This window comes from Eubacteriaceae bacterium Marseille-Q4139 (assembly GCA_018223415.1).
GTDB lineage: Bacteria > Bacillota > Clostridia > Lachnospirales > Lachnospiraceae > CABSIM01.
This window is the reverse complement of record JAGTTQ010000001.1, coordinates 2,147,880-2,161,835: the sequence shown is the minus strand read 5'-3', so window position 1 is coordinate 2,161,835 and position 13,956 is coordinate 2,147,880. Positions and strand designations below refer to the sequence as shown.

Sequence of the window (13,956 nt, the reverse complement as noted above, 5' to 3'; positions counted from 1 at the left end):
GGAACGTCTTTCCCTAAAGTTCCTGTATGACGGCGGCCGCCTGCTCGTAGGCTGCTGTGATCTTTGGCATCATGCCGGTGCCTGCCTCCCACTGCCCTTCCCGGAACAGGGACACCTGCTTCGTCAGAAGGTCAAAAAGGACAGTCATGGACAGATTTCCGCATGTTCCCTTCAATGTGTGGGCTGCTGTGAGCGCCGCCTCTTTATCACCGCTTTCTGCCGCAGCCTGGAGCTTCGCCATATTGGGGTCTCCCGGGAACCGTTTTAAAAATTTTTCAAACAGCTCTTCCTTTCCCATGAACCGCTCGACTCCTTCATTTACATTCACACCGGCCGCTTCGAGTTTTGCTCTGATCTCTTCCCGCATGGTATCATCCTCCTGTTTTTCTACTTTTGTTCCTGCCGGTCATCCGTATATCCAAACCGTTTTTATCAAGCTCCGGCAGCATTCCCCCGAAATTCGCCGTAAAAATACCGGCGCAATCTTTCCCTGTAATTATAGGAAAGATTGCGCCGTCCGTCAATCATCTTCGACCGAAAGTTCCTGCATTATCCCTCATTTTTATGCACGGGAAAGAAGATCCGGAAGGTCGTTCCCATGCCTGGGGCGCTCTCCGCGAAAATTCCGCCGCGGTAGGCCTCCACCATGCGGTGAACCATGAAAAGCCCAAGGCCTGTCCCCTCTCCCGTCCTGCGCGTCGTGAAGAACGGGTCAAAAATCTGGCTTTTTATCTCCTCGGTCATGCCGCAGCCCGTATCGGAAAAGGTGAGCTCATAAAACTTCTCTTCTTCCCTTCCGGCAAAAAACCGCTTCATCTCCTCCGTTTCCCCAGAAACCTCCCGGCCCGCCTTCACCCGGCCGGAAACGGTCAAGGTTCCTCCGCTCTCCATGGCATGAAAAGCATTTGTACAGAGATTCAGTACAATCTGGTGGATTTCCGTCTCGTTTCCATATAAATAGTACGGTTCAAACACCAGATCCATGGAAATCTCCACCTGCTTCGGCTTCCCGGATTCCGCCACCAGCATGGCTTTGGCGGCCGTCTGGCCGATAAGGAGGTCACAGAACTCTTTTTGAGAATTTTTCCGCCCGAAGGCTGAAATCTGGCCGATAATCTCCTTGGCCCGCTCAGCGGAATTTAAAATTTCCCGCACATCCTCATAATATTTGTCATGTTCCTCCATTTCCTCCAGCATCATGGCCGAGTATCCCATGATCGGGGTCAGGAGATTGTTGAATTCATGGGCAATTCCGCCTGTCATGGTTCCGATAAGCTGGAGGCGCTGCCTGTGAGCCATGGCCTCTTCCTGCTTTCTCAACTCCTCCAGGCCTTCGTTGATTTCCTTTAACCGCAGGTTTTCCATCTCCACCTGCCTCTGGCGCCGCGCCAGAAGCCAGATCAGCCAGAAAAAGGCCGCCAGGAAAAGCACGAGAAGAGCGGCCGCTGCAACAATGCGAACGGTGGCTTCCTGGAGCGGGACTGTGATTTCGGCATAGTCGATGACGGCGCTTACGATCAGGAAATCGTCTCCGATAAAGACAGGATCATAGGCCGAGACCTTCCTTACGGGCCGCGGCGGATCCTCAGCCCACCAGTAGGAATGATAGATCTCGACGCCGCTTCTCCCCTCCTCCTGATGGGCGATCAGCGTCTCAAGCTCGGAAAAGTCGAAATCCGGATACATTTCCTTCCGGTCAGAGAGGACATCCTGGCCAATCTGGGCGTCCACCTGGTGCATCACGATGAGCCCGTCAGAGCTTTTTACCATGACATAGCCGTTTTCCCCCATTTTAATATAGGAAGCCGTCTTGTCATAGAGGCCGGAAAAGCTCAGTACCGCTGACAGCCTGGCCCCTTTTTGCGTCCTCTGGGACAGCTTTAAATAGCAGTTTTCTTCTTCGTCCTGCTCGATGGTGATTTTCATACCGGCGTCCTCTTCTGTCATGGCTTTCGCCGTGATGAGAGGACTGGCTTCCTTTCCGTCCTGCCTGGCCCTCAAAAGAACCCCTGCCGATTCATAGGACATTTCCGTCACCAGATTGTCCTGGCCGTCGAGAAACTGGCGAAGCATGTCCTCCATCGGCGCAGGATCGCCCTTTGCCGCCGCTTCCTCGGCCTGTTCAAACTGGGTGATCCCCGCTTCCATCTCCAGGGTGTCCTCCAGCGTATCCACCAAAGCTTCCATGTGGACGGCTACGCTCTTTGATATGGCGCTTAGCTGGCCGCTCTGGGTCTCGATGATCGTTTTTCTGTTGTTGGATATCATACCGGCCACCAGCGCGACTAAGAGAAGGACGGCTGCGAACACGGCTGCCGCTGCCGCCAAAAGCCGGCGCCTGTATATGCGCTGACCTGGTTTGGGGGATGCGGTTTTGGGGTTTTCAATATTGGTCTTTCTGTTCATGGGAGATCCTCTTTGGGTTCTTTTTTACTATCATAAGTCCTGGGAAGACGTTCTGCAAGGGAAAGGAGAAATTCTCTGGAATAGAAGCAAAATATGTGGTAATATGGGGTTAGTTGTGGCTAATTTATCTGGTGTCAGAAAGGAGAGATTTCTATGATTTTCTGTGGAACATCCATCAATCCCGGTGAAAAGAAACATATTTCGATTCCAGTTGCGGAATCCCTCTCTCTGGAGGCTGTCTGCTTCTGCGGGAGCCGCCCCGGCGCAACGCTCACGGTTACGGCCGGCGTTCACGGCTGTGAATATGTGGGGATCCAGGCCCTGCGGGAGCTTTCCGGAGAACTGGAGCCCGGCGTCATGTCCGGCAATGTGATTCTCCTGCCGGTGGCCAACCCCAGCGCTTTTTACGCCGGCTCCAAGCAGACCGTTCCGGAGGACGGCGTCAATTTAAACCGGGCTTTCCCGGGAGATGCCGCCGGCAGCCTGGCTTTCCGCCTTGCTCACGTCCTGGAAAAAAGCCTCTATCCTGTCTCCGACTTTCTCGCTGACCTTCACAGCGGGGACTGCAACGAGTCCCTCTGCCCTCTCGTCTTCTTTCCCACAGCCGGGGATGAGGCTGTCTGCCAGAAGGCACGTGAAGCTGCGAAAACCGTTGACGTCCCCTACCGCGTCCGCTCCACAGCAAAAAACGGCCTTTACAGCTATGCCGTCCAAAAGGGGATTCCCGCCATGCTGATTGAACGCGGCTGCCAGGGGCTCTGGTCTGCCGAAGAGGTTTCCGCCTGCCGCTCGGACGTCCTCTCCCTCATGGGCCATCTGGGAATCCTGACTGCCAACAGACGCATGCCTGTCCAGACGGAAATTTCAGAAACCGTCTATGAGGAGGCATGCGCCTGCGGATTTTGGTATCCATCCGTAGCCGCCGGAGAACCCATCGAAAAGGGCCGGCTTCTGGGGCGGCTTGCAGCGTCGGACGGGCAGATTCTCCAGGAGATCCGCGCGTCCTTCGACGGCGTGGCCCTCTATTACACCACTGCCCTCGGTGTCTGGAAGGGAGAGCCTCTGGTTGCATACGGCCGTCCCTAAAGAATCGGAAGGTACCCCATCATAAGGCCTGCGGCCATGAAGATGACGAAGATTCCGATACACCATTTGAAAATGTATCCCTGATACTGGGCCAGCGTGATTTCCGTCTTGTCCATCAGAAGGTAGATAAAAGGAACCAGCGGGCTTAAGAAGTGGAACGCCTGTCCCATAAGGGAGGCAAAGCCGATGTTTAAGTCGGTAAAGCCGTATGCCTCTGCGGTGGCCGCAAGGGGCGGGAGAACGCCGTAATAGAAGGCGTCGTTGTTTAAAAGGTACGTGCCGGGCGCGCTGATGACAGCGATGAACACGGCGAAATACTTTCCGAGAGATTCCGGGATTACCGACACCAGAAGCTCTGCAATGGCGTTGGACATGCCCGCATCCTCCGGCCCGTTTAAGATTCCCATGAGGACTCCTGCGCCTAAAACCATCATGACGACGTTAATCATGTCCGGCGCCACGGAGCTGATGACGTTTCTCTGCACCTTCTGGTTCGGATAGTTGACAACAAGGGCGATGGCCGTGCCGACGCCGAACAGGATGGCTGAAGACGCCAGTCCCATGACGAGGGAAACGATGATGGCGGCCGTTAAAAGCAGGTTAAAAAGGATCAGCTTCGGCCGCTTCCAGGCGGCTTCCTCCTCGGAGAGCTCCACTTTCTCCGCCTGTGCAGCCGCGCCGGCCGTGACGCCGAGGCGTTTTCTCTCCTTCATGCCGAGATAATAAGAAACGCCGATCACATAGACGGCAGATAGTACCATTCCCGGTACTAATGGCGCCAGGATTTCTCCCGCGTCCAGGTTCATGACCGACATGACGCGGGCCGTCGGGCCGCCCCAGGGGATCAGGTTCATGATGCAGTTCTGGAGAATAATCAGTGTCGCCAGATAGATTTTCTTGATTTTCAGCCTTTCATAGATCGGGATCATGGCCGTACAGCAGATCATGACGGTTGTGGTTCCGTCGCCGTCCAGGGATACGAAGGCCGCCAGCACGGCTGTTCCCACAAGGACTTTTAACGGGTCGCCTTTGCACCAGGAGACCACCTTGTCCACCATCGGGTCGAACATTCCGGCCGTCAGCATGATGCCGAAATAGAGGATCGCAAAGGTCATCATGGCAAAGGTGGAGGCCACGTCCTTGATGCCGGTCATGGCGTAGTCCAGGGTGTCCCAGCCGTATCCGGCCAGAAGGCCGAAAATGACTGGTATGATGATGAGAGACGTAAACGGACTCAGTTTTTTCGCCATGATAAGTCCCATGAATACCACGATCATGGCAAAGCCAAGCAAAGCTAAATACATAATTCTTTCCCCTTCTTTTCCTTATTTTTTTGGAAATGCGGGGATTTTTTATCCGCTCCCCCCGCTTTTTCCTTTCCTGCTATGATTATAGCGTCCCGGCCTTAATATCCTCTGAAAAAGTCTTAAAATTTTTTAAGGATTTCGGGGTTTTCACGATTTTTTTGTTTTTTCGGCGGGAGTTTTGTGGTATTCTGTTGATAACAAAACGAGGAAGGGGGAGACATGTCTTGGAAAAAGAGAAAATCCTGATTGCAGACGACGATCCGGCCGTCCGGCGGCTTTTAATCCGGGTCGTGGAAGGAAACGGCTATGAAGCCCATACGGCGGCTGACGGGCGCGAGGCTGTGCTTCTGGCGCAGTCCCATGACTTCGCCCTGATCCTTTTGGATATCATGATGAACGGGAACGAGGACGGCTTCCATGCCATCAAGCGCCTCCGGGAGTCCGGCGACACCACGCCGATCATCGTCATCAGCGGGCGAAGCGACGATTTCGACACCCTCTACGGCCTGGACATCGGCGCCGACGATTACATTGCAAAGCCCTTCAATCCCGTGATCCTGGGCGGAAAAATCCGCGCCCTCATCCGGCGGAACCAGGTGAAAAAGGAAAAGCCGGGGGAACTCCTTGCGGCCGGCCCCTTTTCCTACAATACTCTCACCATGGAACTTAAAAAGGACGGCGTCTCCATCCCCCTCTCTTCGAGGGAGAATGTCCTCATGCGGCTGTTTCTTTCCCACCCCGGCCAGGTTTTCACGAAGGAGCAGCTTTACGAGCTGGTATGGAACCAGGCGGCTGTGGACGACAACTCCATCATGGTGTACATCAGCCATTTAAGAAATAAAATCGAGGACAATCCCAAAAGCCCCCGCTATATTAAGACGGTATGGGGCGTCGGATATACGTTTTCTGCGGGCGGGTGAGAAAGGGAGCGGACAAAATGAAATGTATGAACTGCAAGGGTGGAGAGATGACACCCTCCACAACAACATATTTTGCACAGCTAAATAACTGCTATGTAATCATCGAGAATGTACCATGCTTAAAATGCGAGCAGTGCGGAGAAGAATTTTTAAATACTGTTGTGGCGGAAAAGATTGACGATATTTTAGATAGCATTGAGAAAATCGCAAGTAAAATTTTTATTCTGGATTATGCAACAGCAGCATAAACTGCGATAAAAAAGAAAATCGAGCAGGTGAAAAATTTTCCTGCCCGATTTTCTTTTTTACAGTCCTTTTTATGTAATACCTTATTTCAATTCCCCATAGCTGCGGTGCATGGAGAATGCATCCATATCATACTTCTCCAGGTTCTCATGGACGCCTCTTTCGTCTGCCTGGGAAATGAGCGCGTCACGGTCTTTCTTCATTTCCATCTCCGGCTTTAAGTTGCTGGGGCCGCCGACGCATCCGCCCTGGCACATCATGCCCTCGATGAAGTCCTCCGGAAGCCTGCCCACCTTCATGAGAAGCAGGGCTTTCTTGACGTCAGCCGGGCCGCTGCATCTTGCAACCTTGATGTCGGCGCTCTCGCCTTTCTCCTTTAAGCACTGGAGCACGGCATTCGTCACGCCGCCGCCGTTTCCGAACCGCTTTCCGAAGACGCTGGCCTCCTGGCTGGAGTTCTCCTCCGGCTCCAGGTTCACGTTCTTCGCACGGAGCATGGCCCGCGCCTCGCCGAAGGTCAGGACGAAGTCTGCGTTGCCCTCCACGGACTTATCGGCAGCTTCCGCCTTCTTCGCCATACACGGCCCGATGAATACGGTCACGGTCTCCGGATCCTTTGCCTTCAACATCCTGGAAACGGCGCACATCGGGGAAACCGTCGTAGACAGGTTTTCCACCAGCGTCGGATAATGCTTGCGGATCATGTTTACGAAGGCCGGACAGCAGGATGTAGTCTTCTTCTTTCCTTCTTTATAAGCCTCTGCCCATTCCTCAGCCTCATAAGCGGCCGTCATGTCACCGCCGAGACCGACCTCGACCATGTCGGCAAAGCCCACCTTCTTAAGGGCCGTCCGCCAGCTTGCCATGGTGATGTCGGCGCCGAATTCGCCTTCAACGGCCGGTGCCAGCATGGCGACAACCTTCTTGCCAGCCTTGATGGCGTCGATGACCTGGGTGATGAATACCTTGGAGGTAATGGCACCGAACGGACAGCTTCTTACGCAGGCGCCGCACTGGATGCACTTCTTCTCGTCGATCTGGCAGATGCCGGTCTCCGGATCCATGGTGATGGCATCCACCGGGCATGCACGCCGGCAGGGACGGATTAACTCGGCAATGGCGTTATAGGGACATGCCTGGGCACATTTCCCGCACTCCTTGCACTGACCGGGATCAATGTAGGCGCGCGTCCTTCCGATGGTGATGGCACCGAAATTGCAGGCATTCTGGCATGCCTTTCCCATACACTTCTGGCAGTTATCCGTTACGACGAAGCGTGTAATCGGGCACTCCTCGCATGCAGAGCTGATGACCTGGATCATGTTTTCGCTGTGTTTGTCAGAAGGACATTTTCCCTCTGCCAGACGGACTCTCTGACGGATAATCTCTCTTTCCTTATAAACGCAGCAGCGGAACTGTGCCTTCGGGCCAGGAATCAGCTTGTAGGGGATATTGTCCTTTTCCTCGTCGAGCTTTCCCTCGAACGCCAGCCTCGCTACCTCATACAGGACATCATGCTTGATTTTCAGCAGTGCCGCATCATTCGTTACCATCTTATTTCCTCCTGTTTTTTCTATTATCATGCCGATAAAAAACGGCAGTTAAAATCTGCACTATATTATAGTGCACGCGCTTTTCTGCCGCAAGTACCTTTTTGTTTATAATTTAACGATTTTTTCTGCCATGCCTTTATTTTCTTAAGTTTTCTTCGGACTTTTGACATTCGTGCCCGGCTGTGATATAGTTAGGGTGTTCGTGCTGACCCCAAAGGGTATCCTGCGGGACAAGGCGAAGAGGATCGGATCGGTACGCTCTTTTTCGTGGGCACACCGGCCTTTTTTTGTCTGCGGCAAAGTCCGCTCTTCTAAAAGCAAAGGGGGAATTTTATGGAAACACGCGTGGCCCTGATCGGTATCATCATCGAGAACCCGGAGTCCGTGGAACGGCTCAACGGGCTTCTTCACGAGTACGGTTCCTATATTATCGGCCGCATGGGCATCCCTTACAGGGAAAAAGGGATTTCCATCATAAGCGTCGTCATGGATGCACCCATGGATCAGATCAACGGTCTGTCCGGAAAGCTTGGAATGCTGGAAGGCGTCAGTACGAAAACCATTTACACAAAAAATCACTGACAGCAAAACGAGGAGGACGATCATGAAAAAAGTATTCCCAATGTTCCTTGCCGCAGCCCTTGGCCTTTCCCTGCTTGGCGGCTGCTCATCTTCCGGTTCCGGCACGACGGACGCAGAGACCTCTGCCGTGACAGAGACGGAGACAGCTTCCGTTTCCGAGACCAGCACAGAAGCCGAAACCGAGCCGGAAACACAGGCTGAGACCGAGGCAGAAACCGACGTTTCCGAGGCCGAAGGCGCAATCCGCGTGGGCGGCTTAAACGGCCCCACCACCATGGGGCTTGTAAAACTCATGGAAGACGCAAAAAACGGGGACACCGACAACCATTATGAATTTACCATGGTGACGGCGGCCGACGAGCTGACGGCCATGGTGGGAAGCGGCAAGGTGGACATCGCCCTGCTTCCGGCCAATGTCGCAAGTGTCCTTTACAATAAGACCCAGGGAAAGGTGGCCGTCATCGACATCAACACCCTTGGCGTCCTTTACATGGTATCTGCCGATACCTCCATCCAGTCCATCGGCCAGCTTGCCGGAAAAACCGTCTATCTTCCCGGCAAAGGGACGACGCCGGAGTATGCGCTCCGCTATCTGATATCCGCTGCCGGCCTTTCCGAATCCGATGTGACGCTGGAGTTTAAATCCGAGGCCACGGAAGTCGCGGCAATCCTTGCCGAGAATCCCGATGCCATCGGCCTTCTGCCACAGCCCTTCGTGACCGTGGCACTGGCTCAGAACACCGACCTTTCCATCATCATGGATCTCACAAAGGTCTGGAACGAGCTTCAGGAGGAAGGCAGCCAGAGCCGCCTTGTCACCGGCGTTACCATTGTTAACCGGGAATTCTTGGAAAACCATCCGGAGGCTGTGGACACCTTCTTAGACGAGCATGAGGCTTCCATCGCCTTCGCCGCAGAGGATCCTGACACGACGGCACAGCTCATCGCAGACGCCGGCATCGTTGCAAAGCCGGAGATTGCCAAAGCTGCGCTTCCCTACTGCAACATCACCTACATGGACGGCACCCAGATGAAGGACGCCCTGTCCGGCTATCTCGGCGTTTTATACGAACAGAATGCCGACTCCGTAGGCGGCACGCTCCCGGACGATGCCTTCTACTATATTCCATAAGTCATTTCCTGGAGGCGGCAGCTTCGGCGGGCAGAAAACCGGCCTGCCGCCTCTTTTTTATAAGGAGCTGTTTTTTCTATGAATAAACTCCCGGACTGGTTCCGAAAAACGCTTATCATCCTGTTCTGGATTCTCCTCTGGCAGGGGCTTTCCCTTGCTGTGAGAAACCAGATTTTTCTGGTCGGGCCCGTCGAGACCTTTCGCGCCTTAAGCGCCCAGATCACCTCGGCGGCCTTCTGGAGGGCTATCGGTTTTTCCTTCGGACGGATCAGCCTGGGATTTTTTCTTGCCTTCGCGGCCGGCCTTCTTACCGGCTCCCTGGCTTCCTTTTTCCCGTTCTTCGGCGAGCTCCTCTCGCCGGCCGTCCAGTTCATGAAATCCATTCCCGTGGCGTCCTTTGTGATCCTGGCCCTTATCTGGACGGGTTCGGAGAACCTCTCGGTGTTCATCGCCTTTCTCGTGGTGTTCCCGGTGATCCATGTAAACACCATTGCCGGAATCCGGAGCACCGATAAAAAGCTCCTGGAAATGGCCTTCGTCTTCCGGATCCCGCCTGTAAAAAAGGCGCTCACCATCTACCGGACGGCATTGTACCCATACTTAAGGAGCGCCTGCAAAACGGCTCTCGGCATGGGCTTTAAATCCGGCATCGCCGCCGAAGTCATCGGCGTCCCGGACGGTTCCATCGGCGAGGGGCTTTACATGGCAAAAATTTATTTAAGCACGGCGGAGCTGTTCGCCTGGACGGTGACGATCATCGTCTTAAGCACACTGTTTGAGATCCTGTTTCTTTTTCTTATGAAGCTTTTGGCCGGAAAGGGGGTGCCGGAACATGATGGGAAATCGGAAAAAGCGCAGCGGGCCTTCCTGCCCGGCAGAAATCCGCCTGGAACACGTCTTTAAATCCTTCGGAGATGAAGAAGTCTTAAAAGACCTCTCCCTGGCCTTTCCGGCCGGCTCCCGCACGCTCTTGTCGTCGCCGTCCGGGACGGGAAAAACCACGCTGTTCCGGCTCCTTTTAGGCCTTGAAAAGCCGGATTCCGGCACCATCGCCTTTTTTAAAAAGGACGGCGCCCCGGCCGTGCCGCGGTTTTCCGCTGTCTTTCAGGAAGACTGGCTTTTGGAGGGCTATTCGGCCGTAGAAAACCTGCGGCTGGCCGTTGGAAACGTCTATTCTCCGTCGGAACTTTCTGCCGCCGCTTCCAGGCTCCTTCCGGAAGAGTCCCTAAAAAAGCCGGTTTCAGAATTTTCCGGCGGCATGAAGCGGCGGACGGCGCTCCTTCGGGCACTTCTCGCCCCGTCGGACATTCTCATCATGGACGAGCCGTTCACGGGACTGGATGCCGGAACGAAACAGACGGCCGCCGCCATGGTTCTGGAATTTCTTGGCGGCAGGACGCTTGTCTTTTCCTCCCACAGCGAAGAAGATGCGGCGCTTCTGAAAGCCGGGGTCATAACGCTTCCAAACATGTAAAAAGGGTGCGGCTTTTCGCTGCACCCTCAACTTTTCTCTTATTTCATCATATATTCATGATAAATCGCCGCCAGCGATTTCGATACCAGCCGCTCAAATAACGGCGCCACCCTGTCGGCCGTCTCCTGTACCTCCGTATGGCTCAACGGCTGCGGCAGGATCCCGCTTGCCATGTTGGTGATGCAGGAAATCCCGCAGACTGCCATGCCCATATGGTTGGCCACGATGGCCTCGCAGACCGTGCTCATCCCGACGGCGTCGGCGCCTAGAAGCCTTGCCATGCGGATTTCCGCAGGCGTCTCGTAGGCCGGGCCCGTAAACTGGACGTAAACGCCCTCTTGAAGCGGAATGTCCTCTTCTTTGGCGACGCGGCGGATAATCTCACGGATCTCCTTTTTGTACACATCGCTCATATCCGGGAACCGTGGCCCCATGTCCTCGTCGTTTGGCCCGATGAGCGGCGACGGGATGAAACTGCTGATATGATCTTCCATCAGCATGAAATCACCGGCATGGTACTCCGTATTGATGCCGCCGGACGCGTTCGTCAAGAACAGAACCTTCGCCCCCATCAGCTTCATGAGGCGGATCGGGAGCGTGACCTCCTTCATGGAATAGCCCTCATAATAATGGACGCGGCCCTGCATAATCACCATCGGCACGTCCTCCACATATCCAAACAGGAACCGTCCCTTATGGCCCGGCACCGTGGAGACCGGGAATCCCTCGATATCCTTATAGTCCAGCGTTTCAACAATCTGAACCTTCTCGGCAAAATTCCCCAGACCGGAGCCTAAAATCAGCGCAGCCTCCGGGCGGAAGCTGATCTTTTTTTCCACACTCGCGTAAATCTTTTCCAATTCCTGATTCATGTAATTCCTCCTGTCGTTTCTTCTCTCCATCATACCGTATCTGCGGGCCGTCTTCAAGCCCTTTTTGGCGAGGCGAAAGGCAGGCGGGACGCCGTCTTACCCGGATACTCTCCCGGCCAGGCGTCCGCCATGGCACCGCGAAACAGGCCGCTAAAAGCCTAGAACGCGAGAAGCCCCAGATGCTCCAGAAGAATCTTCGTACCCATGAGTATCAGGATCACGCCGCCGGCAAGCTCGGCCCGCGACTTATACTTGACTCCGAAAACATGGCCGACACGCACGCCGACGGAGGACAGGGCGAAGGTCACGACGCCGATGAACAGAACGGCCCATACGATGTCCACCTTGAGAAATGCAAAGGTCACGCCAACAGCCAATGCGTCGATGCTGGTGGCAACGGCAAGCGGCAGCATGGAACAGACTCCAAAACCGGCGTCTAACTTCTCTTCATCCGTCTCCCTGGACTCCTTCACCATGTTGAAGCCGATGACGCCCAAAAGGATAAAGGCAATCCAGTGGTCGATGTGGGTAATCATGCTTTCAAACTGGCTTCCCAACAGGTAGCCGATGGCCGGCATCAGCGCCTGGAACCCGCCGAAGTACAGGCCGCAGGTCAGTGCATGGCTGATTTTCATCTTCTGCACCGAAAGCCCCTTACAGACAGACACGGCAAACGCGTCCATGGAAAGCCCCACGGCAATGATAAATAACTCTGTCAGACTCATATGTATCCTCCTTCTTCCCTCAAAACCTATGCGCGGGAGCTTCTGAAATGAGACAAAAAAAAGAAACCCACCTGTCCCATGACAGATAAGTCTCATCATTTAAAGCGGAGCCAGGATCAATTCCAGTATGTTGGCTGCGCTGCGCCATGCGCCGACTACTCCCTTATTCTGGTTCTGACCTGCGGCATGTCCCCGCAGGAGTCCTCTTCTTTTTTCCCGGATTGCACCGGCTGATAAGAGAATACCTTATTATGAAATTTTTGTCAATAAGATTTCTCAAATCGTGAGGCAGGAAACGCAGGCAGCGTCCCTGCCGTCAGAAAAGGGCAAGCTCCATAAAGACTGCTTCCGCAGCCGGATTGTCATTGTAGCGTTCAATGGGCAGAAACCCTCGCCGCTCATACATCCGGACGGCCGCCTCCATGAACGGGAACGTGTCCAGACGCATATACCGGTAGCCGATATCTCTCGCATCGCTTATGGCCTGCTCCATCAGCGCATTTCCGATGTGCCGTCCCCGGTACTCCGGCCGCACATAGAGCCGCTTCAGCTCGCAGATCTCCCCATCAAGCCGCGCAATCGCCGCACACCCGGCAGCCTTTCCGTCCGCGCATGCCAGATAAAGCCGCCCCCAGGGCAGGCCGTACTTTTTTTCCATGTCCAGAAGCTCTGCGTCCAGATGCTGCGACTTGAGGCATTCCACCACATCGCCGCCCTGCCCGGCTATCATGTCCGTGTATTCCTTTACGAGCGCCAGCACCTCATCCATTCTCCCGTATCCTGGAATGATTTCCACCATGTGATATGCCTCCTTACATACTGTGTCCCGCACCCCACCAGCTTGGGATCAGCTCCTTTAACCGCCTCGTCTCCCGCCGTTTTTCATCCACAAGAATCTCAATCTCTCCCGCAGTTTTCCCCAACTGCATCATAAACTCCATGCAGGCGCCGCAGGGGAGTGCCATATCGCCGTCCGGCCCAATGACGGCCAGCTTTTCGATTTCACTCTCGCCGCAGGTCAGCATATGGGCAATAGCATTCCGCTCCGCACACATGCCCAGGGAGCATGCCGTGTCGATGCAGATACCTGTATAGATTGCCCCGGACTTCGTCATGAGGGCAGCCGCCACCTGGCCCGCTTCGATCCGGTCGGACACCCATCTTGCGGCCTGCACGTTTCTTGCCGCCCCGCAAAGCCGCGCCCAGATATCCGCCGTTTCCTCTCCGGCCTTCCAGACCATCGTATATTCCGGCTCTCCCGTCTCCTCGTCCATGCCCTCGGACTCTGCAAAAAAGCCCTCACGGAAATAAAATCCGGCCGCGCGGGTATTTTTCTGATATACCTTTAAGGACAGGGATGGGTAGATGGTTTTCGCATGATCGAGGAGCTTCTTTCCGATGCCCTCCGAGCGGCATGAGCTGTCCACGAAAATCCCGGCGATAAAGCCGTCCTGGATGCCGAGGAAGCCGCGGATGCTTCCGTTTTCCTCCCAGACAAAAATATCTGCCTCGGGGAGCTGTTCCTCTACCATGGGCAGATTTTCCCGCCAGTAATCCGCCGGGACGAAGCCGTGGGCCTCTAAATTGCCGTTTAACCAGATCCGCATCACTGCTTCGGTGTCTTCTTTTTTAAATGTCCGTATCATAAATGGT

The 13,956-nt window shown here is 54.6% G+C and carries 14 protein-coding genes and 2 pseudogenes; 7 read left to right on the top strand and 9 right to left on the bottom strand.

Going from position 1 to position 13,956, the window contains the following annotated elements; genetic code table 11:
- Nucleotides 1-13: 13 nt before the first annotated feature.
- Nucleotides 14-367 carry an Hpt domain-containing protein gene (locus tag KE531_10270; GenBank protein MBR9953988.1) on the bottom strand — a complete coding sequence of 118 codons (354 nt, stop codon included), beginning with the start codon at nucleotides 365-367 and terminating at the stop codon, nucleotides 14-16.
- Nucleotides 368-549: 182 nt separating this feature from the next.
- Complete coding sequence (locus KE531_10265; GenBank protein ID MBR9953987.1) at nucleotides 550-2,406, bottom strand: histidine kinase; 1,857 nt, start codon at nucleotides 2,404-2,406, stop codon at nucleotides 550-552.
- A 153-nt stretch (nucleotides 2,407-2,559) separates the two neighbouring features.
- On the opposite strand from KE531_10265, the gene KE531_10260 reads away from it, so the two are divergent.
- Nucleotides 2,560-3,492, top strand: a complete 933-nt coding sequence (locus tag KE531_10260) for a succinylglutamate desuccinylase/aspartoacylase family protein (GenBank protein MBR9953986.1) — start codon at nucleotides 2,560-2,562, stop codon at nucleotides 3,490-3,492.
- Here KE531_10260 and KE531_10255 read toward each other — a convergent pair.
- On the bottom strand, nucleotides 3,489-4,796 hold the full coding sequence (locus tag KE531_10255) for a citrate:proton symporter (protein ID MBR9953985.1): 1,308 nt from the start codon (nucleotides 4,794-4,796) through the stop codon (nucleotides 3,489-3,491). The genes KE531_10260 and KE531_10255 overlap by 4 nt on opposite strands.
- Before the next feature lie 35 nt (nucleotides 4,797-4,831).
- Here KE531_10255 and KE531_10250 point away from each other — a divergent pair, with 35 nt between their 5' ends.
- Both KE531_10250 and KE531_10245 read left to right on the top strand, forming a co-directional pair.
- On the top strand, nucleotides 4,832-5,719 hold the full coding sequence (locus KE531_10250) for a response regulator transcription factor (protein MBR9953984.1): 888 nt from the start codon (nucleotides 4,832-4,834) through the stop codon (nucleotides 5,717-5,719).
- A gap of 17 nt (nucleotides 5,720-5,736) precedes the next feature.
- Complete coding sequence (locus KE531_10245) at nucleotides 5,737-5,967, top strand: type II toxin-antitoxin system MqsA family antitoxin (GenBank protein MBR9953983.1); 231 nt, start codon at nucleotides 5,737-5,739, stop codon at nucleotides 5,965-5,967.
- A gap of 81 nt (nucleotides 5,968-6,048) precedes the next feature.
- Here the strand turns inward: KE531_10245 and KE531_10240 are convergent, their stop codons facing one another.
- Complete coding sequence (locus tag KE531_10240) at nucleotides 6,049-7,518, bottom strand: 4Fe-4S dicluster domain-containing protein (protein MBR9953982.1); 1,470 nt, start codon at nucleotides 7,516-7,518, stop codon at nucleotides 6,049-6,051.
- A gap of 333 nt (nucleotides 7,519-7,851) precedes the next feature.
- Here KE531_10240 and KE531_10235 point away from each other — a divergent pair, with 333 nt between their 5' ends.
- From KE531_10235 to KE531_10220, 4 genes and pseudogenes are all read left to right on the top strand, one after another.
- A complete protein-coding gene (locus KE531_10235) occupies nucleotides 7,852-8,100 on the top strand; it encodes an iron-only hydrogenase system regulator (GenBank protein ID MBR9953981.1) in 249 nt (82 codons plus the stop codon).
- 22 nt (nucleotides 8,101-8,122) lie between these two features.
- Nucleotides 8,123-9,232, top strand: a complete 1,110-nt coding sequence (locus tag KE531_10230; GenBank protein MBR9953980.1) for an ABC transporter substrate-binding protein — start codon at nucleotides 8,123-8,125, stop codon at nucleotides 9,230-9,232.
- Between the two features lie 78 nt (nucleotides 9,233-9,310).
- Nucleotides 9,311-10,042, top strand: a pseudogene (locus tag KE531_10225) (nitrate ABC transporter permease).
- 25 nt (nucleotides 10,043-10,067) lie between these two features.
- Nucleotides 10,068-10,706 (top strand): ABC transporter ATP-binding protein, encoded by a 639-nt coding sequence (locus tag KE531_10220; protein MBR9953979.1) that lies wholly within the window; start codon nucleotides 10,068-10,070, stop codon nucleotides 10,704-10,706.
- Nucleotides 10,707-10,744: 38 nt separating this feature from the next.
- Here the strand turns inward: KE531_10220 and KE531_10215 are convergent, their stop codons facing one another.
- The 5 genes and pseudogenes from KE531_10215 to KE531_10195 form a co-directional block, all read right to left on the bottom strand.
- A complete protein-coding gene (locus KE531_10215; GenBank protein ID MBR9953978.1) occupies nucleotides 10,745-11,578 on the bottom strand; it encodes a purine-nucleoside phosphorylase in 834 nt (277 codons plus the stop codon).
- Between the two features lie 158 nt (nucleotides 11,579-11,736).
- The gene (locus tag KE531_10210) at nucleotides 11,737-12,303 is read right to left on the bottom strand and encodes a manganese efflux pump (protein ID MBR9953977.1); all 567 of its coding nucleotides are present in this window, start codon (nucleotides 12,301-12,303) and stop codon (nucleotides 11,737-11,739) included.
- 316 nt (nucleotides 12,304-12,619) lie between these two features.
- Nucleotides 12,620-13,102, bottom strand: coding sequence for a GNAT family N-acetyltransferase (locus KE531_10205; GenBank protein ID MBR9953976.1), 483 nt, complete (start codon nucleotides 13,100-13,102; stop codon nucleotides 12,620-12,622).
- Nucleotides 13,103-13,115: 13 nt separating this feature from the next.
- The gene (locus KE531_10200; GenBank protein ID MBR9953975.1) at nucleotides 13,116-13,544 is read right to left on the bottom strand and encodes a cytidine deaminase; all 429 of its coding nucleotides are present in this window, start codon (nucleotides 13,542-13,544) and stop codon (nucleotides 13,116-13,118) included.
- Nucleotides 13,533-13,949, bottom strand: a pseudogene (locus KE531_10195) (N-acetyltransferase). Before KE531_10195 ends, KE531_10200 begins: the two are co-directional and overlap by 12 nt.
- Nucleotides 13,950-13,956: the final 7 nt, after the last annotated feature.

Coding starts and splice junctions, on each gene's coding strand:
- KE531_10270 (MBR9953988.1), bottom strand. CDS start 367: ATGCGGGAAGAGATCAGAGCAAAACTCGAAGCGGCCGGTGTGAATGTA.
- KE531_10265 (MBR9953987.1), bottom strand. CDS start 2,406: ATGAACAGAAAGACCAATATTGAAAACCCCAAAACCGCATCCCCCAAA.
- KE531_10260 (MBR9953986.1), top strand. CDS start 2,560: ATGATTTTCTGTGGAACATCCATCAATCCCGGTGAAAAGAAACATATT.
- KE531_10255 (MBR9953985.1), bottom strand. CDS start 4,796: ATGTATTTAGCTTTGCTTGGCTTTGCCATGATCGTGGTATTCATGGGA.
- KE531_10250 (MBR9953984.1), top strand. CDS start 4,832: ATGCGGGGATTTTTTATCCGCTCCCCCCGCTTTTTCCTTTCCTGCTAT.
- KE531_10245 (MBR9953983.1), top strand. CDS start 5,737: ATGAAATGTATGAACTGCAAGGGTGGAGAGATGACACCCTCCACAACA.
- KE531_10240 (MBR9953982.1), bottom strand. CDS start 7,518: ATGGTAACGAATGATGCGGCACTGCTGAAAATCAAGCATGATGTCCTG.
- KE531_10235 (MBR9953981.1), top strand. CDS start 7,852: ATGGAAACACGCGTGGCCCTGATCGGTATCATCATCGAGAACCCGGAG.
- KE531_10230 (MBR9953980.1), top strand. CDS start 8,123: ATGAAAAAAGTATTCCCAATGTTCCTTGCCGCAGCCCTTGGCCTTTCC.
- KE531_10220 (MBR9953979.1), top strand. CDS start 10,068: ATGGGAAATCGGAAAAAGCGCAGCGGGCCTTCCTGCCCGGCAGAAATC.
- KE531_10215 (MBR9953978.1), bottom strand. CDS start 11,578: ATGAATCAGGAATTGGAAAAGATTTACGCGAGTGTGGAAAAAAAGATC.
- KE531_10210 (MBR9953977.1), bottom strand. CDS start 12,303: ATGAGTCTGACAGAGTTATTTATCATTGCCGTGGGGCTTTCCATGGAC.
- KE531_10205 (MBR9953976.1), bottom strand. CDS start 13,102: ATGGTGGAAATCATTCCAGGATACGGGAGAATGGATGAGGTGCTGGCG.
- KE531_10200 (MBR9953975.1), bottom strand. CDS start 13,544: ATGGTCTGGAAGGCCGGAGAGGAAACGGCGGATATCTGGGCGCGGCTT.